This is a genomic window from Paenibacillus sp. FSL W7-1279 (assembly GCF_037969845.1).
Lineage (GTDB): Bacteria > Bacillota > Bacilli > Paenibacillales > Paenibacillaceae > Paenibacillus_AQ.
Window position 1 is genome coordinate 4772113 of sequence record NZ_CP150215.1, and the last position, 18027, is coordinate 4790139.

The 18027-nt window shown below is 48.7% G+C and carries 20 protein-coding genes; 14 read left to right on the top strand and 6 right to left on the bottom strand.

The features are described 5' to 3' along the window. The first annotated feature begins 12 nt into the window (after positions 1–12). From MKY82_RS21210 to MKY82_RS21225, 4 genes are all read left to right on the top strand, one after another. Positions 13–342 carry a PadR family transcriptional regulator gene (locus tag MKY82_RS21210; protein WP_071220202.1) on the top strand — a complete coding sequence of 110 codons (330 nt, stop codon included), beginning with the start codon at positions 13–15 and terminating at the stop codon, positions 340–342. Beyond that, entirely contained in the window at positions 335–895 is a 561-nt protein-coding gene (locus tag MKY82_RS21215; RefSeq protein WP_071220201.1) for a DUF1700 domain-containing protein, read from the top strand. Before MKY82_RS21210 ends, MKY82_RS21215 begins: the two co-directional genes overlap by 8 nt. Then, positions 892–1740 (top strand): DUF4097 family beta strand repeat-containing protein, encoded by an 849-nt coding sequence (locus MKY82_RS21220; RefSeq protein ID WP_194543500.1) that lies wholly within the window; start codon positions 892–894, stop codon positions 1738–1740. The genes MKY82_RS21215 and MKY82_RS21220 overlap by 4 nt, the downstream gene beginning before the upstream one ends. Positions 1741–1818: 78 nt before the next feature. After that, entirely contained in the window at positions 1819–2445 is a 627-nt protein-coding gene (locus MKY82_RS21225; protein WP_194543501.1) for an FMN-dependent NADH-azoreductase, read from the top strand. A gap of 95 nt (positions 2446–2540) precedes the next feature. Here MKY82_RS21225 and MKY82_RS21230 read toward each other — a convergent pair whose 3' ends face one another. Beyond that, a complete protein-coding gene (locus tag MKY82_RS21230) occupies positions 2541–2846 on the bottom strand; it encodes a DUF2087 domain-containing protein (RefSeq protein ID WP_071220198.1) in 306 nt (101 codons plus the stop codon). 215 nt (positions 2847–3061) lie between these two features. On the opposite strand from MKY82_RS21230, the gene MKY82_RS21235 reads away from it, so the two are divergent. From MKY82_RS21235 to MKY82_RS21265, 7 genes are all read left to right on the top strand, one after another. Further along, on the top strand, positions 3062–4039 hold the full coding sequence (locus tag MKY82_RS21235; protein WP_220684636.1) for a YpdA family putative bacillithiol disulfide reductase: 978 nt from the start codon (positions 3062–3064) through the stop codon (positions 4037–4039). Positions 4040–4163: 124 nt separating this feature from the next. After that, complete coding sequence (locus MKY82_RS21240) at positions 4164–4607, top strand: DUF441 domain-containing protein (protein WP_071220196.1); 444 nt, start codon at positions 4164–4166, stop codon at positions 4605–4607. Positions 4608–4878: 271 nt separating this feature from the next. Further along, complete coding sequence (locus MKY82_RS21245) at positions 4879–5733, top strand: decaprenyl-phosphate phosphoribosyltransferase (RefSeq protein WP_233355120.1); 855 nt, start codon at positions 4879–4881, stop codon at positions 5731–5733. Between the two features lie 29 nt (positions 5734–5762). Continuing rightward, a complete protein-coding gene (locus tag MKY82_RS21250; RefSeq protein WP_194543503.1) occupies positions 5763–6395 on the top strand; it encodes an HAD family hydrolase in 633 nt (210 codons plus the stop codon). After that, entirely contained in the window at positions 6383–6724 is a 342-nt protein-coding gene (locus MKY82_RS21255; RefSeq protein ID WP_194543504.1) for an EamA family transporter, read from the top strand. The genes MKY82_RS21250 and MKY82_RS21255 overlap by 13 nt, the downstream gene beginning before the upstream one ends. Continuing rightward, positions 6714–7034 carry an EamA family transporter gene (locus tag MKY82_RS21260; protein WP_194543505.1) on the top strand — a complete coding sequence of 107 codons (321 nt, stop codon included), beginning with the start codon at positions 6714–6716 and terminating at the stop codon, positions 7032–7034. The genes MKY82_RS21255 and MKY82_RS21260 overlap by 11 nt, the downstream gene beginning before the upstream one ends. Before the next feature lie 64 nt (positions 7035–7098). Further along, the gene (locus MKY82_RS21265) at positions 7099–8391 is read left to right on the top strand and encodes a DUF6080 domain-containing protein (RefSeq protein WP_339294302.1); all 1293 of its coding nucleotides are present in this window, start codon (positions 7099–7101) and stop codon (positions 8389–8391) included. Between the two features lie 76 nt (positions 8392–8467). Here MKY82_RS21265 and MKY82_RS21270 read toward each other — a convergent pair whose 3' ends face one another. Continuing rightward, positions 8468–10213, bottom strand: coding sequence for an ABC transporter ATP-binding protein (locus MKY82_RS21270; RefSeq protein WP_269468913.1), 1746 nt, complete (start codon positions 10211–10213; stop codon positions 8468–8470). Between the two features lie 249 nt (positions 10214–10462). On the opposite strand from MKY82_RS21270, the gene MKY82_RS21275 reads away from it, so the two are divergent. Continuing rightward, a complete protein-coding gene (locus MKY82_RS21275; protein ID WP_194543507.1) occupies positions 10463–10975 on the top strand; it encodes an ADP-heptose synthase in 513 nt (170 codons plus the stop codon). Between the two features lie 142 nt (positions 10976–11117). Here MKY82_RS21275 and MKY82_RS21280 read toward each other — a convergent pair whose 3' ends face one another. Together MKY82_RS21280 and MKY82_RS21285 are read right to left on the bottom strand one after the other, a co-directional pair. Then, entirely contained in the window at positions 11118–11567 is a 450-nt protein-coding gene (locus MKY82_RS21280) for an NUDIX domain-containing protein (protein WP_113058703.1), read from the bottom strand. 46 nt (positions 11568–11613) lie between these two features. After that, complete coding sequence (locus MKY82_RS21285) at positions 11614–11919, bottom strand: HesB/YadR/YfhF family protein (RefSeq protein WP_100537990.1); 306 nt, start codon at positions 11917–11919, stop codon at positions 11614–11616. A 584-nt stretch (positions 11920–12503) separates the two neighbouring features. Between MKY82_RS21285 and MKY82_RS21290 the strand changes: the two genes are divergently transcribed. Both MKY82_RS21290 and MKY82_RS21295 read left to right on the top strand, forming a co-directional pair. Then, positions 12504–14261 (top strand): ABC transporter transmembrane domain-containing protein, encoded by a 1758-nt coding sequence (locus MKY82_RS21290; RefSeq protein ID WP_194544869.1) that lies wholly within the window; start codon positions 12504–12506, stop codon positions 14259–14261. Further along, positions 14262–16367, top strand: coding sequence for an ABC transporter ATP-binding protein (locus MKY82_RS21295; RefSeq protein WP_339294303.1), 2106 nt, complete (start codon positions 14262–14264; stop codon positions 16365–16367). It abuts the gene before it with no gap. 121 nt (positions 16368–16488) lie between these two features. Here the strand turns inward: MKY82_RS21295 and MKY82_RS21300 are convergent, their stop codons facing one another. Then, entirely contained in the window at positions 16489–17424 is a 936-nt protein-coding gene (locus MKY82_RS21300) for an S-layer homology domain-containing protein (RefSeq protein WP_194543509.1), read from the bottom strand. 67 nt (positions 17425–17491) lie between these two features. Further along, positions 17492–17956, bottom strand: a complete 465-nt coding sequence (locus MKY82_RS21305) for a hypothetical protein (protein ID WP_071220184.1) — start codon at positions 17954–17956, stop codon at positions 17492–17494. Between the last annotated feature and the right edge of the window lie 71 nt (positions 17957–18027).

Here is an 18027-nt window from a genome sequence, read left to right on the forward strand (position 1 = left end):
GGTATTTGCCGTATGAATGTCAGTATTCAATTCAAAAAAGGCGTTCTTGAACTCTGCGTGCTTGTGTTAATCCATCGCAAGGACCAGTATGGCTACGAGTTGGCCCAAGCGGTATCGAGGCATATTGAGGTAGCCGAAGGGGCGTTGTACCCTCTCCTTCGCCGACTTGTTAATGAAGGCTATTGTACGACGTACCTCCAGGAATCGACCGAGGGTCCGCCCCGTAAATATTATAAGCTGACGCCCAGCGGAGTGATTTATATGAGAGCCTTGGTAAAGGAATGGCAAGCTTTTGTGGGCAATGTGACCAATCTGATAGAGGAAGGAAATTTGTATGACTAAAAAACAGTTTATTGCAATTTTGGAATCGCGTCTTGCCGCGCTTCCTCCCGACGAACGGCGGGAATTCATTCATGATGTGGCGTCCCATTTTGTCATTGGCATGCAGAATGGACGAACTGAAGAGGAAATCGCCCGTGAACTGGGAGATCCTTTTGAGATGGCTAAGGAAGCGTTAGGCGACCGGTATGTGGATATGGATATGCCTGCTCCGGCAGCGATCCGAAGACCGTCTTCTTTTGGAAAATATGCAGTAGGAGTCGGTTTGTTCTTCTGTGCATTGGTGGCAGTCCCCTTCCTTGCGGCATTATGGTCCGGAGGCGTCGCTATTGCTCTGGGAGCCCTGGCAACCTTGCTGAGCCCGGTGCTCGTTCTGCTTGACTATATCGTAAACGGAACGTTTTATCCGGCCAAATTATTCTTATCTATCTCTTTGATCGGAATCGGCATCTTCCTCGGATATGCCACACGCTCAGCCATGGTTGGGTTGTTATCGTTAACCTTGAGGTACTCCAGATGGAATACGCGTTTATTGAAGGGACGTGACGCACAGTGAACAGAAAATGGTTGTTCAGTTTAGCAATCGCACTTATATTGGTAGGAATCGTCGGCATGGCTGCGAACAAGTTTAAATTCGGAGAAGATCTTGTCAGCTATCAGAATCGATGGGATCTGCAGGATGCCGAAAATTTGAAGAAATTAACGATTGCCAGCAATATTAATATCAGCTTCGCATTTGAGGACAGCGGCGATTCGAACGGATATATCGCGTTTGACGGCAAACTAAAACCGGAGCATGTCGATATTCTTAAAAACTTTAATCCATCAGGCTCTGAGGTGAAATTGGATCTGACTACTCCTTCCACTTTTCAGTTGATGAGTGTGGACTTTCGTTCACCGAAAGGAACACTGACCATCGTACTTCCATCAACCACGCAACTGGACGAACTCGATTTGTCGACCATCTCCGATAATATCCAGGTAAGCGGAGCTTCCTCCAAGGTGGTTGACATCTCCGTGAAGTCAGGCAGTATTAACTTGAGCGGAATACAAGCCGAGCAGTTAAGCGTTGAGAACATTTCGGGAAGCATTCGCGGTTCTGACATTCGGGCATCCACCCGGCTCGTCAATCATTCGGGAAATGTCGTGCTGAAAAATATGGAAGGTCCCTTGGACATCGAGGTCACTTCCGGTAACGTAAACGCAGGATTGCTTGGCGTTTCATCGGTTAATATCCTGTGCAGATCCGGCAACGTGAAAGTACAGCCTGACCCGTCATTCCGCGGTTTCTATGACCTTAAGACACTGTCGGGATCCGTCTCGGCGCCGGAGTCATTGAAAGAAACAACCGATACCATCCAAGTGGAAACGTACTCCGGTAATATCGATATCGTACATTGAGACGTTGTTGACAAACAATAAAAATGAAATATACTATACTTTATAAAGTAAACCTAACAACAAGGAGTGTTTTCATACATGTCTAATGTACTATTCATCAAAGCAAACAACAGAGCTATCGAACAATCGGTAAGCGTAAAAATGTACCATGCGTTTTTGGAGTCCTTCAAAGCAAGCCATCCGGAAGACCACATCACGGAGCTTGACCTTTTTGCAGAGAATCTTCCTTATTATGATAGCACTGCCATCAACGGTATGTTTAAAGCTGCCCAAGGATTGGAAGCTACACCGGAAGAGCAGGCGGCTGCATCGAATGTGAGCAAATATCTTGACCAGTTTCTTGCTGCAGACAAAATCGTGCTTGCTTTCCCATTGTGGAACATGACCGTACCTGCCGTTCTTCATACCTATATCGACTACCTGAACCAAGCAGGCAAAACGTTCAAATATACCCCTCAAGGCGTTGTAGGTCTCGTGACTGGCAAAAAAGTCGTCATCCTGAATGCGCGCGGCGGCAACTATTCCGAAGGACCTATGGCTGCAGCTGAGATGGCTGTTAACTTCGTAATGGGCAATCTTCGTCAATGGGGCGTACAGGATATCGAAACCCTGATCATCGAAGGCCACAACCAATTCCCTAATGAAGCAGAAATGATCGTTCAGAACGGTCTTGAGCTCGTTAAAAAGGCTGCTGCCGGTTTCTAATCGAACTTATACGGAATAATGACACGGATCGTTATATACAATAGCCACCTTCAACTGCTTAGGCAGTGAAAGGTGGCTTTTTGTGATAATCCCATTTAAACCTTTTCCCATTGGGTCCATAACTCGCGCGGGTTACGTATATAGATTTCATGATCACGGCTCATATATTGATGAATGATAAATTCCCGCCGAATGGTCGCATAATCGGCATAATAACGCTTGATAAACGCATTGATATCCTTTTCCGGATATTCCTTCCCCGCTTCAAGTTGCTCTACCAGGTATTCCAATATGACGAGTTTCTTCTTGTACTGGGCCGGAATGGAACGCAGCGTTCCGTCTTTCGCTATAAAATTCCGGAGAACGGTTGTTTTATAGGCTTCGCTAGCAGTCGTTTCCATCTTTTTTTCCTCCCTCCTAATAACAAGTTTCATAACCATCTAATTTAATGTTAATCTAATTAGATGGTAATCAAATTGATGGTATTTGTCAAATCCTTTATGCTTGAAGTCAATTCAGCCAGGCTCCATACCGCCCAATCTGGATTTATCCTCTTATTTGCTGTAGGATTATAATGCTGATCTAAACGCAAGGCTAATACATAAGGAGGTTCACCATGCTCGACGTCTTAATTATCGGCGCAGGCCCATGCGGTCTCTCAGCTGCCATTGAATGCCGCAACCAGGGCCTCAGCTGCGAGATCATCGATAAACACAATGTAGTTCATTCCATTTATCTCTATCCAACACATATGCAGTTTTTCAGTACGGCCGAAATGCTTGAAATCGGAGATGTTCCGTTCGCCATATCGAATGATAAACCGTTTCGGCACGAGGCGCTGGCCTATTATCGCAGAGTTGCCAGACACTTTAATCTAAAAATCTCCCCATACGAAGAAGCACTCACCATAACCAAGCAGCCCGACGGGAGCTTCCAGGTGAAGACCCAGCGCCGCGGTGGTGTAGAGTCCATACGAGAAGCTAAACACGTAGTCATTGCTACGGGTTATTTTGATCATCCGAATTATATTGGCATTCCCGGAGAAGACTTGGAGAAAGTAACCCATTATTTCCGGGAAGCCCATCCATATGCAGGAATGAAAACCGCGATCATCGGCGGCAGCAATTCCGCCGTAGATGCTGCCATGGAGCTTATCCGTGTCGGAGCCGAGGTGACGATGGTATACCGGGGTGAGGAAGTTTCACAAAACATCAAACCTTGGGTACGTCCTCTGTTTGACAGCATGGTGCAAAAAGGTCATATCCAGCTTCACCTGAACTCGCGTGTCGTACAAATCGCGGAATCTTCCATTACCGTTCTATCGAATCAAGGCCAGGAAACAATCATTGAGAATGATTTTGTACTGGCCTTGACCGGATTCCGTCCTGACCGCAAGCTGCTTGCCTCCTCCGGCGTTGAACTGAACGAAGACATGGAGAAGCCGCTTTATAATCCGGATACGATGGAGACCAACGTTCCGGGACTCTATGTCGCAGGCGTCATTGCATCCGGCCGCAACGCCAATGAGGTGTTCATTGAGACAGGCAGATTACACGGTCGCCTGATTGCTGAGCATCTGGCTTCGAACGCTTAAACGATAAACGTCGTGCATTCCCTGAGGACAGGCCGGTTTTTATGATGTTTTTCTTACGATATCAGGAAGGTATACGCTTCGTAGTCTAACTTTCTGATATCTTAAACATAAGGAGTGATTCCCCATGGACGTAACTTCACTCATCCTGCTGGCTATGGCGGGACTTGGTATTATTAGCAGCAATTCTGCCGTGACCATTGCGATGCTGGCATTGCTTCTCATCCGCGTAACCGGTTTTCAGCAAGCATTCCCATGGCTGGAGAAATACGGACTGACACTCGGCATTATCATTCTCACCATAGGTGTCATGTCACCGCTGGCCAGCGGAAAGATGAGTCTGCAAACGATCGGCGAATCATTCCTGAACTGGAAATCGCTGTTGGCCATCGCCGTCGGCATGCTTGTCGCATACCTGGGCGGCCGGGGTGCCACGCTGATGGGTACCAATCCCACCGTGGTTGCGGGTCTTCTCGTTGGCACGGTGCTTGGGGTAGCCCTGTTCCGAGGCGTACCCGTCGGGCCGCTCATTGCGGCCGGTCTGCTGTCCCTGTTGATCGGCAAATCATGAGGAACCGAATGCAGCCTTCTCTTTTTACAATTAATAAGCAGAACAATAACCTCCCTGCCAACTCGTGAACGCTTGGGGAGGTTTATTTGTTCTATATGTAAGCTTCGCAACCAACGGATCATTACCATATATAGTCTATTTTATGGTATGATAGCTATCGTGTTTTAGCGCTATTTCTCGTAAATCCTTATGAAATATGATGTATCAGGAGGTAACACCATTGTCTTCAACGAATACCGAATCGGTCGCTGCTCCGCTTAAACAGCTTCCCATGCTGCTCTTCAGGCAGCTGAGGCCTAAGCAATGGACCAAAAACTTGCTCATATTTGCAGCTCCCCTCTTCTCCTTTGAAGGGGTAAATCCCGGCGTGCTATTCGACACCCTGATCGGTTTTTTTCTGTTGTCCTTCGTGTCCGGCTGCGTCTACATTGTGAACGATTATGCCGATCGCGAAGCGGATCGCAACCATCCGGTGAAAAAATACCGTCCCATGGCCTCGGGTGCATTGCCGCCTAAGCTGGCTATTGGATTCGGCGCGCTGCTGCTGATCGCTTCGCTGGTCATATCTTATTTGCTCAATCCGCTGTTTACCGTATTATTGGTGCTCTATTTTGCCATGAACGTAGCTTATTCCTTCCGGCTGAAGCATGTTGTCATCATTGACATCATGATTATCGCGGCCGGGTTTGTGCTGCGTGCCATCGCAGGCGGACTGGTCATCCACGTCCCGTTCACGCCATGGTTTCTTCTCTGTACGATGCTGTTATCGCTCTTCCTGGCGATTGGCAAGAGACGACATGAACTTCATCTGCTGCAGCATGACAAGGGCTCTCACCGCAAGGTGCTCGATCAATATTCGTTCGATCTGCTGGATCAGATGAGCAGCATTGTCACCACAGCAACCATCATCAGTTATTCGCTGTTTACCTTTACGTCCGGCAGAACCGTTCATCTTATGTGGACCATACCACTCGTTATCTACGGGATGTTCCGCTATCTTTATCTGATTCACATCGAGAAAAAAGGCGGGGCTCCGGACCGGGTGCTCCTGGAGGACGCTCACATCCTGGTCACCGTGATCCTTTATGTCATCAGCGTCATCGGAATTTTGGTATACTTTGAATAATACAGAATCGGTAAATTGAGGGAAATGATATGAATCAGAAATTCGCAATCTTTGACATCGACAAAACGGTCATCCATTCGGACTCCATGTTTCAATTTTTAAAGTATGGCATACGAAAAAAACCGTCCACGGCCCCCGTTATACTGAAAGTCCTGCTTCACTCCGTACTGTACAAGCTCCGTCTTCTGGGAGCTGAAAAAGCAAAGAGCGCTTATTTTCATGCGATGCGCCATATGGATGATGCCGACCTGAAACATTTTTACGAAACGGAATTGAAACCTGCGATCTTCCCGGCTGCGCTGGAGGAAATGCAGCGAAAAAAAAGCGAGGGCTATCATGTGCTCCTTGTAACGGCGTCCCCCGATGCTTACATGAGATACTTTGCAGAGCTTCCTTGTGTCGACACGGTGATCGCTACCAAGCTTTCCGTACGGGACGGACGCTTTACATCGATGATCGAAGGGAACAATTGTAAGGGGGAGGAAAAAGTGAACCGGATTCAGCAGTACTTGAACGAGCGGCAGCTGACCATTGACTATGCAGCTTCCTGCGCTTATTCCGACTCCTTGTCCGACCTCCCGATGTTCGGGCTCGTCAAACACAAGTATTTGATCAATCACAAATCCGCTCAGGGATGCGAGGGATTAACATGGAACAGATAAAAGCGCAGAGCTCCCCGCGCCATTTGGGCAAGCTGCTCATGGTCTTATCGGCATTCTTGACGGCTACCGGCCAGCTGTTCTGGAAATGGGGACACGCCAACTTGCTGTATATGGGAATCGGCTTTATCTGTTACGGCCTCGGAGCCATACTCATGATCAAATCGTTTTCAATGGAGAAGCTGTCCGTTGCTTATCCCCTAATGTGCATCAGCTATATTGTGGCTCTGTTTTATGGTGACTTTTTTCTGGATGAACCGTTAACCCTGCAAAAACTGGCAGCCGTAGCCCTGCTCGGAATCGGGGTGACATTAACGTCCTATGAAAAATGACGGATTCCTATACTTGCTCCTGCTTCTGATGACTTTGCTTGGCTCGCTGGGGAGCGTATTCTTCAAGGGGTATACCGCAAACAAACAAATCAAGCTGCTGCTAGTCGGTTTTCTTAGTTACGGATTGGGAGCCTTGTTAAACATATACCTTCTGGGTGAGCTTCCCTATACGCTGGTTATGCCTGCCAACGCACTGACGTTCCTGTGGGCCTTGTTGTTTGCCAAATGGGTATTCAAGGAAACCATCGGGATCCGCAAGATCGCCGGCGTCGCTTTTATTATTTCCGGATTGCTTCTGCTGATCTGGTAAGCGAACGCAGCTTAAAGCCTCTTCACAGTACATATATAATGGAAAGATTGGTGGAGCGTAAAACATGACTTTTTTCAGTTATTTATTCCGACATAAAAAAGATAATTACACGGCGATCGGCCTAAGTATCTGTCTTGTCCTATGGTATGTTTTCATGAACCTTCCGTTCGTGACCTACATTAAGGATCATGCAGCCGAGTTGATGCCGCACAGCCCGTTCTATGGTGCGCCATTCACATTGAATCTGTTCAACTTCGATCCTTCCATGGAATATGGACCGGAGAATATCTCGATCATCCATCCATTCATTAATTTCCTGACCAGTCCGTTAACGACGATGATCGGGAGTGCGAACCTCCCTTATCTTCTGATTCAATCGGTATTGAATGCCTTAAGCGCTGCGCTGGTCTACTATATCGTCCGAAGAAGCGGAGCCGGCTGGTTGTTGTCCTTCGTAACTGCGGCTTTCTTCGGTATCAGCTCGTATACGCTGTTCACGGCGTTCATACCGGATTCCTATGCTTATGCGCAGTTCATGATCATCTTATCAGCCGCCTACTTACACTATTGCCGGCTTACGAATCGATATGCCGTCATGCCGAATGCTTCCCTGGCCCTGATTAATTTCGGCATCACCTCTACGAATGTGGCAACGTTCGCAGGTGCGCTCCTGATCAGTCTGTTCGATCGACGCTGGAAGGATGCCTTTAAACGCTTCATCCTCATTATGCTGGCTTTTCTGGGAATGGTGATTATCGTAACCGTGCTTCAACACTTGCTGTTCTCAGGTAAGTCCTGGATCGCCAACGTGTTTTCAAGCGTACAAAACGGTGCGCTCAGCTATGTTTCTCCTTTTTCATTCGAGCACCATTCCCGGGTCTTCTACATGCTGTTTGTAAGCCCGATCCTGTCGCCGGAGCTTGCCATGATTGATCCGGGGATCGCGGCATTCGTGACGAATTTGGCCAAGCCGTATCCGATTCATGTCCATATCGTCGGGATCGGAATGCTTATTCTTGCGATTCTGTCCTTCATGAAAGGCATCCGCTCCCGCGACACCTGGGCATTTGCCATCTATATCCTGTTCGCGATTCTGCTGCACATCATCGTTGGGTTCGGTTTGGCCACTTATGCTTACGATCTGTACTTGTACGCAGGACATTATCTGTTTGCCGTGTTTGTGCTTGCAGCGCTGTTTATTGCCAAAACGAAGAATTTCCGGATTCAACAAGCTCTGACCGGCATCATGATTCTGTTCCTGCTGATCACCTTAGTGAACAATATGGTATTACACGGGCAGACGCTAGAATATATTCAGATGACCTATGATACGGTATTCAAGAATATCGAGAAATAAGCCTTTACTCAAAAATAAAGACCCGTTCCCTGAAGCATGGCCCAACACCATGCCTCAGAAGGACGGGTCTTTCGTATTAACTCTCTAGATGCTGCACGTTATATAGTCTGGCATAACTTCCATCCAGGTTCATCAGCTCGCCGTGCGTTCCCTGCTCTGTAATTCTGCCATTCTCCAGCACAACGATTTGATCGGCGTGCGTAATCGTTGACAGGCGATGGGCCACGATCAATGTGGTGCGGTTGTTGGACAGGGATTGCAGCGCCTGCTGTATCAGATGCTCGGACTCCAAGTCCAGCGCCGACGTCGCTTCATCCAGCACCAGAATGTCCGGATCCTTGAGGAAGACACGAGCGATCGCTAATCTCTGCTTCTGTCCGCCAGAGAGCTTGACGCCGCGTTCACCCACTTCCGTCTCATAGCCTTGCGGCAGCTGGGTAATGAAATCATGCGCATTGGCAGCTTTGGCAGCGGCGACGATTCTCTCTTCATCCGCCTCCGGATTGCCGAACAGAATATTCTCACGGACAGTGCCGCTGAATAGGAAGTTGTCCTGCAGGACCATGCCCACCGATCCGCGCAGGCTGTCCAGCGTCAGATCCCTGACGTCGTGACCGTTAATCTTCACCGCGCCCTGCTGTACATCGTAGAATCTCGGAATCAGTCCGATCAGAGACGATTTACCGCCGCCGCTCATGCCGACAAACGCAACCGTCTGCCCCTGCCGAATGGTTAAGTTTATATCTTGAAGCACCCAACCGGCAGCGTCGTTGTATTTGAAGGAGACACGGTCGAATTCGATCTGTCCCGCTGTTTTAAGCGTTTTGGCATCCGGACGGTCCACAATGTCATACGGCTCGTCCATGAGCTCCTTGACCCGCTCCAGCGACGCTGAAGCCTGCGTTAGCACCGTTGACGAATTGATCAGACGGCGAAGGGGCGCATACAGCCTGTCGAGATAACCAAAGAAGGCAACAAACGTACCTAATGTCAGATCTCCCTGGATCACCCGGTATCCCCCATAACCGATAACCAGAATAGGCGCAATATCGGTGAGCGTGTTGATAATGGAAAAGGTGAGCGCATTCCAGCGGGTCTGGGCCATCGCTTTTTTCAGGAAATTGCCGTTGATCCCTTCGAATTTCTTCTGGTCGTAACGCTCCAGGGTAAAACTGCGGATAACCGAGATCCCCTGAATCCGTTCATGCAGATACGCTTGGATGCCGGCGAGAGCCTGCGACCGGTCCTTAGTCAGACGTTTAAGCCGCTTATACAACAAATTCACCGCTAGTCCATATAGAGGAAGAATCGAGATGGCAACCAGCGTCAATACGGGATTCATGAAGAACATGACAATTAACACGAACAGCAGTGTAAACATATCCAGCCAGATGTTCATCATACCGACTTCCACCAGGTTCTTGGATTGTTCCACATCATTGATAAAACGTGATATCGCCTCGCCTACCTTGGTATTCTGATAGTAACGGAGGGATAACCGCTGCAGATGGGCATATAACCGGTTACGCATATCGAATAAAATACGGCTGGTAATGAATTGGGCAAAATACTGCCGCAAGTATTCCACCGGACCACGCACCACGACAAACAGCACCAGTGTCCCGGCAAGAATCCACATCAGATCCTGAATTTTCTGTTCGATCGTCATCTGCTGGTTGATCAGCAAATCATCCACGACATATTTCATGATCATGGGCAGTAATAACGGAATTGCAAATTTGATCATGCCAATAATAAGGGTCAGAATGATCCACTTCATGTATGGCTTAACAAACGGATAATAGATTTTCCATGATTTCAATGGTGATCAAAGCCCCTTTCTTTAGATTATAGAATTTACGAGTTTTCTGCGAAGCTGAATCCATTCAATAATCGCAAGAAAAGCACCTTTAACCCGCGGTCTGTCTTCTGCGAAAGTAAGTCGATGGACGTTATTGTTAAGTAGGATCCACGCGCTTGTTAGGCGAAGAGCAGTTGACATTTATGAACTTCAATGCTTTATTAGTTCTAAACTTATGAATTGTATCATGTCTTGCAGGAGGATTTAGTCATGACCAGAATTTTCGTGACGGAGGCCGTCATGCTGGCTATTTACGGTCAGCTGTTAGTACCACCGAAACCCGTCGAGTATATCATTCCGTACACAACCATTTTGGAATTATATGAGCTTCATACCACCGAAGAGCATCTCATGAATAGCAGTGCTGATGACCAGCACGTCAAGATAAAGATCGGCGAATTGATTTCCTATTTTGAAGAGCCGCTGAACAAAAAGAAAATTGAGCGTGCCCTGCAGGTTCCCTGGTCCAAGAGCCCTACCATTCCCGTTAGTGAAACTACTCGGGTCTCGGTCATGAACACCATGGACACCGCACCTTATGGGGAATCCTTTGATCCTGTTGAAACTGAGCTGCTGCTGGCATCCCAAAGAACCGAGGCTCCCATACTGACTGATCAATACGAATTGATTCAGCGTATCGTCGAAAGCGCTCTTCCCGTTCAGGTATATGATATCGACGATTTTGACTTTGCATTGGAGGTCCCGCTGTCCGGGCAGCCCTAATGATCATATGTGCACACCTTCGCATGGCAAAAGGAGTCCCTTCCCCCCGGTTTGAATGGGGCAGGGACTCCTCATGTTGACCGAAAAAAATTCCCCATGCGGGGAATTTAAAGCGTATAAAACTGCCACCACTAACTAAGCCTCAGCTGTTCTTTTTAATCTTGTCCAGCAAGCGGACCGTGATCGCATCCATTGCGGGCAATGCTTGAAAATCAAAATATTTAAGAGATACTTCCGTATTAGGGGACAAATGAATGGCACTGTGCAGACCAGTTGCCTCATACACACCTATCACATAATACACTTCATCTCCACCAATTTGCTTCTTCATATACTCCGGACCAGATACAAGATCCAAGAGTCGCATATCATCCGCTGTCAGGCCGCTCTCCTCCCACAGCTCTCTGGACGCTGTGTCTTCAAGAGCTTCGCCGGGCTTCAGGGTTCCGATTGGAAGTCCCCACTCGTCCTTGTTCTGCCGTTTCAGGAGCAGAATCTCTCCATTATCGTTCAGCACAAGCACCGCCGCTTTCACACGAACCACCGAACGTTTGCCGATGTATTGGCGAATATCACGGTGATATACGCTCATCTTGGGAACCTCCTTTCCCTAGATGGCGCTGCAGTCTCTCATCAGGTTAATTCACTGCGCCCTCTTCTTCATAAATATACGAAATGTCATCCAAGGATTCCTCATATTTCACGCGTAGCGTATATCCCTTCAAATACCACAGATCCTGTTCTTCCATAAAGAATGTTACCTCTTCGGAACGCTCCGTCAGTCCCGCTTCTCTTGGTTCTTCTACCGAAATACCGAGCGAAAAGCCGGGATGGAGGCCTCCGCCTGAGCTATATCGTGGAAAGAAGCGAACGAACGTGCCTGCCTGAAGGTCTAGTTCCTTCTTGTACCATCGTGCCGCCTGATCGCTGACTTGAATTTGCATGTGTCGTACACCCTCCTTAGACGTCATAATATGTTGACCCCTATCTATTAGCAGACCGGAGATCTTAGGGACGGTATCCATATTTAGTTGCAATATTATCATAACGCATACGTAGGTTAGGATACAAATCATTTTGATAATAAAATAGTGACATAAGGTTCTAACCTACCTTCACTATCGAATATCTTGCGAGTGATCCTGAAAAATAAGTTTGACACATTCCAGTTCATGGTGATAAAATTCAGTCCATACGAGATCGATTTGAATAAAATGTAAATTACGAAGAAAGGGTGAGTGACATGTTGAAACTGTTTGCAATGGATCAAGATCATCTTGATCATCATTTCCTACAATTAAATATGGATCGACTCCCCAATGGTGCTGTCTCATCATCATCAAGCCTCGTTCATTCGTTGCCAGAATGATCTGAACGAAGCTGCTAACCGTTGCACGGAAGTCAGGATCACCGTGCGTATGATAAGTTCAAAATTAATGAAGCATATCGTCCGTCGTCGGATGATGTGCTTTTTTTGGTTTTTGTGGATGATATGATGTCAGAACGACCTACGAGAGGAAGGGATAATGTGTTTGCCGTACTTAAAAATTTAGGCTGGTTTTTCAAGCAAGAAAAAAAGCGTTACTTGATCGGCCTTGCGCTTCTCATCTTTTGCGGACTGGTTGAGCTACTGCCGCCGCTTCTGCTCGGAAACGCCATTGACGATATCGTCAGCAGTTCCATAACGTGGGCTTCCCTCGTTCAATATCTGCTCATGATTCTCGGCATCGTTGCTGTCGTATACTGCGCCACTTACATATGGATGCACCGTTTGTTCGGAGGAGCGAACCTCGTGGAACGCCTGCTCCGTACCCGGTACATGAACCATTTGCTGCGGATGCTTCCGCCGTTTTTCGAACGCAACCGTACCGGAGACCTCATGGCAAAAGCCACGAATGATCTTCGCTCCGTGGCAGCAACTGCCGGCTTCGGAATGCTCGTCATGACCGACTCCACCATATACTTGATTGTCGTCCTCTTCGCCATGGGCTTCATTGTCAGCTGGCAGCTGACGCTGGCCGCTATACTGCCCATGCCGATCATTGCCATTGGCATGGTCATCTACGGAAGAGCCATTCATAAGCGCTACACACTGGCGCAGGATGCCTTCGGTGACATGAACGATCAGGTTCTGGAGTCGGTAGCCGGTGTGCGCGTCGTCCGAGCATATGTACAAGAACGCGCCGATCAGCAGCGATTCCAGGACATTACGGATGATGTATATCGTAAAAATCTGGCGGTAGCCAAAGTAGACGCCTTATTCGAACCGACCATCAATTTCTCCATTGGTCTCAGTTACGTCATCGGTTTAGCCTACGGCGTGTACCTCGTGTTCCAGAATCAAATCACACTCGGAGATCTCGTATCGTTCAACATGTACCTCGGGATGATGATTTGGCCGATGTTCGCCATCGGGGAATTGATCAACATTATGCAGCGCGGAAACGCTTCACTGGATCGGGTCAACGAAACCTTAAAGACCCCGCCGGATGTTACCGACGCCGCGAGCCCTGTAGACGTGAAGGTTCCGGATACAATTCAATTCAAGGATGTCACTTTCCGTTACCCGACCTCTACGATAGATAATTTGAAAAATATTAACTTCACACTGGAAAAAGGCCAGACGCTCGGCGTCGTAGGACGCACGGGCAGCGGCAAATCAACGCTGCTGAAGCAGCTTCTCCATGAGTACCCTACCGGAACCGGCGAAATCCTCATTTCCGACATCCCCATGGAGATGCTGGCGACCGATCAGCTCCACAGCTGGATCGGATACGTTCCCCAGGAGCAGATTTTGTTCTCCAAGACGGTGCGCCAGAACATCCAATTCGGCAAAAAGGATGCCAGCGACGAACTCATTATGGATGCCATTACAACTGCCGCTTTTGACCGCGATCTGGTTACCCTGTCCGATGGCCTTGACACCATTGTCGGCGAAAAAGGGGTGGCGTTATCCGGCGGACAAAAACAAAGGGTCTCACTGGCCCGAGCTTTTATCAGCGACCCTGACATCTTAATTTTGGACGATTCCTTGTCCGCTGTGGATGCCCGGACGGAAGCCAGAATCATCGATAATATCCGGAGCAAACGCGCCGGCAAAACGACGCTGATCTCCACGCACCGACTCTCGGCCGTTCAGCATGCCGATATCATCGTGGTGCTGGAGGACGGTCGAATCACGGAGCAGGGAACCCACGATGAACTGCTGGAGCTCGGCGGCTGGTACCGTGAGCAATTCGAACGCCAGCAGGTAGAAAACAATCTGACCTCCGAGGAGGTGTCTTAATTGACTCCTAACGATACAACCATCTCGAATGAATCCGGAATTGCCAAACGGCTGTTCCGCTATGCCTTAACGGCCAAGGGCACCTTCATTACCGCCTTGATTCTGCTGGCCATCGGTGTTGCCGCAGAGCTTGCTGGGCCCTTCATCGCAAAAACGATGATCGACGAGCATATTCTGGGCATCGAGCGTCCCTATTATGAGACGACGCAAGCCCAAGGTGCTGCATCCTATAATGGAACCTATTATAAACGTGAGGATCGCTTTCAAGAAGGAGAAACGCGAGGACAGGAAGTACGCCTCGTTCAGGCTGGCCGCAGCTTCTATTTCATTGATGAGCCGGTAGCCCGAACGGAAGGAAACCGTTCCTTCCAGGATGGTGTTTTGACGATTTCCTATGCCTCGGAAGAATTGCAATATCCAGCCGTCAAATTAACCAAAGAACAGCTGTTTGAATTTTATAAACCCGAGCTGCCCAGCATTTACAAGCTCGTCGGCCTGTTCCTGATCTGTCTGCTGATCTCCATGATTACGGTATTCGGCAGAACCTACTGGCTGCAATCGGCAGCCAACCGGGTCATTCAGAAGCTGCGTACCGATGTATATGCCCATATTCAGCGGCTGCCCGTCAACTTCTTTGATAATTTACCGGCGGGCAAAGTCGTTTCCCGGGTAACCAATGATACCGAAGCGGTAAAGGACCTGTTTGTTGCGGTATTATCCAACTTCAGCTCTGGCGCCGTTTATATCACGGGTGTCTATGTTGCCTTGTTCCTTCTGGACGTTCGATTGGGCTTAATCAGTTTGTTTGTTATTCCAATGCTGATTGTATGGACCATCCTGTACCGTAAATTCGCAACCAAATACAATACGGTCATCCGCTCCCGGCTGAGCGAGATCAACGCCATCATTAATGAATCCATTCAGGGCATGGCCATCATTCGTGTATTCCGCCGTCAAAAAGCGACCCAAGAAGAGTTCGAGTCCCTGAATGCGGACTATATGGCCCATCAGAACAAAATGCTCAATCTGAACTCCTTCACCACGCACAATCTGGTAAATGTGCTGCGTAACGTATCCTTTGTGGTCGTTCTTTGGTATTTCGGTTCGGCATCATTGAACGGTGCCGGCATCGTATCGATCGGCGTCCTCTACGCCTTCGTTGATCTGCTTGGCCGCATGTTCCAGCCGATTACGGGCATGGTCAACCAGCTGGCCGCGCTCGATACCTCCATCGTCTCCGCCAAACGGGTATTCGAGCTGATGGATGAAACGGGCGAAAAAGTAACGGACGGCAGCATGCCGCGGTATTTAGGAAATGTGGAGTTTCAGAATGTCTCCTTCGCATACAAGAAAGACTATGTGCTAAAAGACATTACATTTGAAGCGAAGCAGGGCCAAACCGTGGCGCTTGTCGGTCATACCGGCTCCGGCAAAAGTTCCATCATCAATCTGTTGTTCCGTTTCTATGACCCGCAGAAAGGCACGATTACCATTGATGGGCAGCCCGTTACCGATATTCCGAAGCAATGGCTCCGCAAGCATATGGGCATCGTGCTGCAAGACCCGTACCTGTTCACCGGCACGATTGCTTCGAATGTCAGCCTCGGTGATCCTGGGATCACGCGGGAACAGGTGGAGCAGGCGCTTCGCGACGTCGGGGCCGACCGGCTGCTCGCTCATCTTCCGCAAGGCTTTGATGAGCCGGTTCTCGAGAAAGGCAGCACGCTGTCCGCCGGACAGCGCCAGTTAATCTCCTTTGCCCGTGCATTGGCGTTCAACCCGGCCATACTGATTCTCGACGAAGCCACCGCTAACATCGATACGGAGACGGAAGCCTTAATCCAGGAAGCTCTGGAGGTACTGAAGCGTGGGCGCACGACCTTTATCATCGCTCACCGCTTATCCACGATTCGCAGCGCCGATCAGATTTTGGTCCTTCACCGTGGAGAAATTGTGGAGCAGGGTTCCCATGACGAGTTGATGGCCCTGGGCGGAAGGTACTTTAAAATGTACCAGCTCCAGCAGGGCAGCACGGCTTCGATTCCAGAGACTAAGGAAACGGTGCTTGCCACCTCCACCAGCAAGCTGGCCGGTGGCCATGTGTAGTAGTTCCAGCTGCGTTATATCAATGTAGGATTAAACAAGAAGGCTGTCCCCTGTCGAATGTAACATTCGCTTGGGAACAGCCTTCTTTTTAACATGGAATGCTGGCAGTATATTGCATGTATTACTTTGTCGAATCAAGAGTTCCCTCTGTAGCTTCTGCTTTGACCGTGATTTTGGTGTACTTGGAAGGCACGAGCACGTCATCGGAAGATTTCGAGATGACTTGCGGGTACATTTTGTCCGGATCGGGTTGAAGAACTTTGTAGTGGATCACGGCTTCGGTATCGCTAACATAGTCGACCGACGTAATTTTAATGCCGTACCCCGGATTCGGTAGGTCTTCCTTGGTTACCGTAACTTTGTTCTGCGATTCATCCACCTTAACAACTTTTGTACTTACATCCGGTTCAGATTGTCCCGGCTCCTGGGGTATCATGTTCTTCTGATGCTCCTCAATGAATCGGATCGAATGGTACGCAAGCTCTGCCGCTTCTATTCGCGTTAAATTCTTCGTTGGATGGAACTTGGCGTTAGCGTCGAGCTCAGCGATCTTGGTTAACAGCAGGAACTGCACCGCTCCCCGGCTCTCCTCTTTCATCAGATCCTCGTCGGCTACATGCAAATACATCATAACCACGGGATAATTCCCGGTCTTCTGAATCGCTTCCGAGAGCAATGTCGCGAACCCTTCACGCGTTATCGGCTCATTCCATTTCATGTCTGCGGATACGGACAATCCGTTCTGAGCCGCTATATTCACAGCATCAGCAAACCAGGCATCCTTCGGCACACTGTCAAACGAACGGCCCGTAAAGTTCGGTTGTACCTTCAGGTCGGCGACATTCACAATCATCTGTACCGCCTGGGCGGTCGTTATTGTTTTGGCCGGAGCGAATTTGTCGGCGCTAACCCCTTGGATTATACCTTTCGCTTGCAGCTCCTTCACCATTTGTAAAGGCTTCCCCTCTTGAACATCCTGGAAAGCAGAGGCGGCGCCGGCACCGAGCAATGACGAAGTGACAAGCATTGCAGTTAACAATTTCGTAGTTTTTTTCATAATTACACCTCCTATTCTTTCTGACGCAGAGGTGCTGGAATATGTTTCATCTCAGCCCTAATTTCTTTTACACGCTTTTTTCGCTGTCCAGGCCAAGCTTCACATACATTTCGCGGGAATAGCCCTGCAGCTTCTGCTCCAGCGCTTGGGCCTGGTCCTTAAAAGCGGTCAGCTCCCGAATCATTCGGGATCGGCCGGCCGGGCTGAATGTCTCATGAATCCGCTCTTTGAAATAATCATGAACGATATAGTTGCGCTGCTTCCAGACCTCTTTTAATTGAAGTGTTTCTTCTTCGGAGAATGGAAAGTAATGCTGGATCTCGTGTACCAATTGGCCCAGAGAGCTGCTTAATTTCCGCTGATATAATTGGGTGAAATCTTCTTCTGAAGGCACATTCCCCTGGGAAAGCTTGATCAGCATCAACAGATTCGCCAGCTGCTGCTCAAGCGCCTGTGAATAATACACCGCTAATCCGAAATAGGCAAACAGCTCTTTGGAGTGGTCGCTGTCCATCAGTCGAGATTGTTTCATGGTATCCTCCTCTAGTATTGGCTGTCTTTACCGTTTCTATTTGTGTATATCCCTATGGTAAAGGAAGATAC

What these genes read in the sequence shown, in the direction of transcription:
- MKY82_RS21210 (WP_071220202.1), top strand. Translation starts at nt 13, where the DNA reads ATGAATGTCAGTATTCAATTCAAAAAAGGCGTTCTTGAACTCTGCGTG.
- MKY82_RS21215 (WP_071220201.1), top strand. Translation starts at nt 335, where the DNA reads ATGACTAAAAAACAGTTTATTGCAATTTTGGAATCGCGTCTTGCCGCG.
- MKY82_RS21225 (WP_194543501.1), top strand. Translation starts at nt 1,819, where the DNA reads ATGTCTAATGTACTATTCATCAAAGCAAACAACAGAGCTATCGAACAA.
- MKY82_RS21230 (WP_071220198.1), bottom strand. Translation starts at nt 2,846, where the DNA reads ATGGAAACGACTGCTAGCGAAGCCTATAAAACAACCGTTCTCCGGAAT.
- MKY82_RS21235 (WP_220684636.1), top strand. Translation starts at nt 3,062, where the DNA reads ATGCTCGACGTCTTAATTATCGGCGCAGGCCCATGCGGTCTCTCAGCT.
- MKY82_RS21240 (WP_071220196.1), top strand. Translation starts at nt 4,164, where the DNA reads ATGGACGTAACTTCACTCATCCTGCTGGCTATGGCGGGACTTGGTATT.
- MKY82_RS21245 (WP_233355120.1), top strand. Translation starts at nt 4,879, where the DNA reads ATGCTGCTCTTCAGGCAGCTGAGGCCTAAGCAATGGACCAAAAACTTG.
- MKY82_RS21250 (WP_194543503.1), top strand. Translation starts at nt 5,763, where the DNA reads ATGAATCAGAAATTCGCAATCTTTGACATCGACAAAACGGTCATCCAT.
- MKY82_RS21255 (WP_194543504.1), top strand. Translation starts at nt 6,383, where the DNA reads ATGGAACAGATAAAAGCGCAGAGCTCCCCGCGCCATTTGGGCAAGCTG.
- MKY82_RS21260 (WP_194543505.1), top strand. Translation starts at nt 6,714, where the DNA reads ATGAAAAATGACGGATTCCTATACTTGCTCCTGCTTCTGATGACTTTG.
- MKY82_RS21265 (WP_339294302.1), top strand. Translation starts at nt 7,099, where the DNA reads ATGACTTTTTTCAGTTATTTATTCCGACATAAAAAAGATAATTACACG.
- MKY82_RS21275 (WP_194543507.1), top strand. Translation starts at nt 10,463, where the DNA reads ATGACCAGAATTTTCGTGACGGAGGCCGTCATGCTGGCTATTTACGGT.
- MKY82_RS21280 (WP_113058703.1), bottom strand. Translation starts at nt 11,567, where the DNA reads ATGAGCGTATATCACCGTGATATTCGCCAATACATCGGCAAACGTTCG.
- MKY82_RS21285 (WP_100537990.1), bottom strand. Translation starts at nt 11,919, where the DNA reads ATGCAAATTCAAGTCAGCGATCAGGCGGCACGATGGTACAAGAAGGAA.
- MKY82_RS21300 (WP_194543509.1), bottom strand. Translation starts at nt 17,424, where the DNA reads ATGAAAAAAACTACGAAATTGTTAACTGCAATGCTTGTCACTTCGTCA.
- MKY82_RS21305 (WP_071220184.1), bottom strand. Translation starts at nt 17,956, where the DNA reads ATGAAACAATCTCGACTGATGGACAGCGACCACTCCAAAGAGCTGTTT.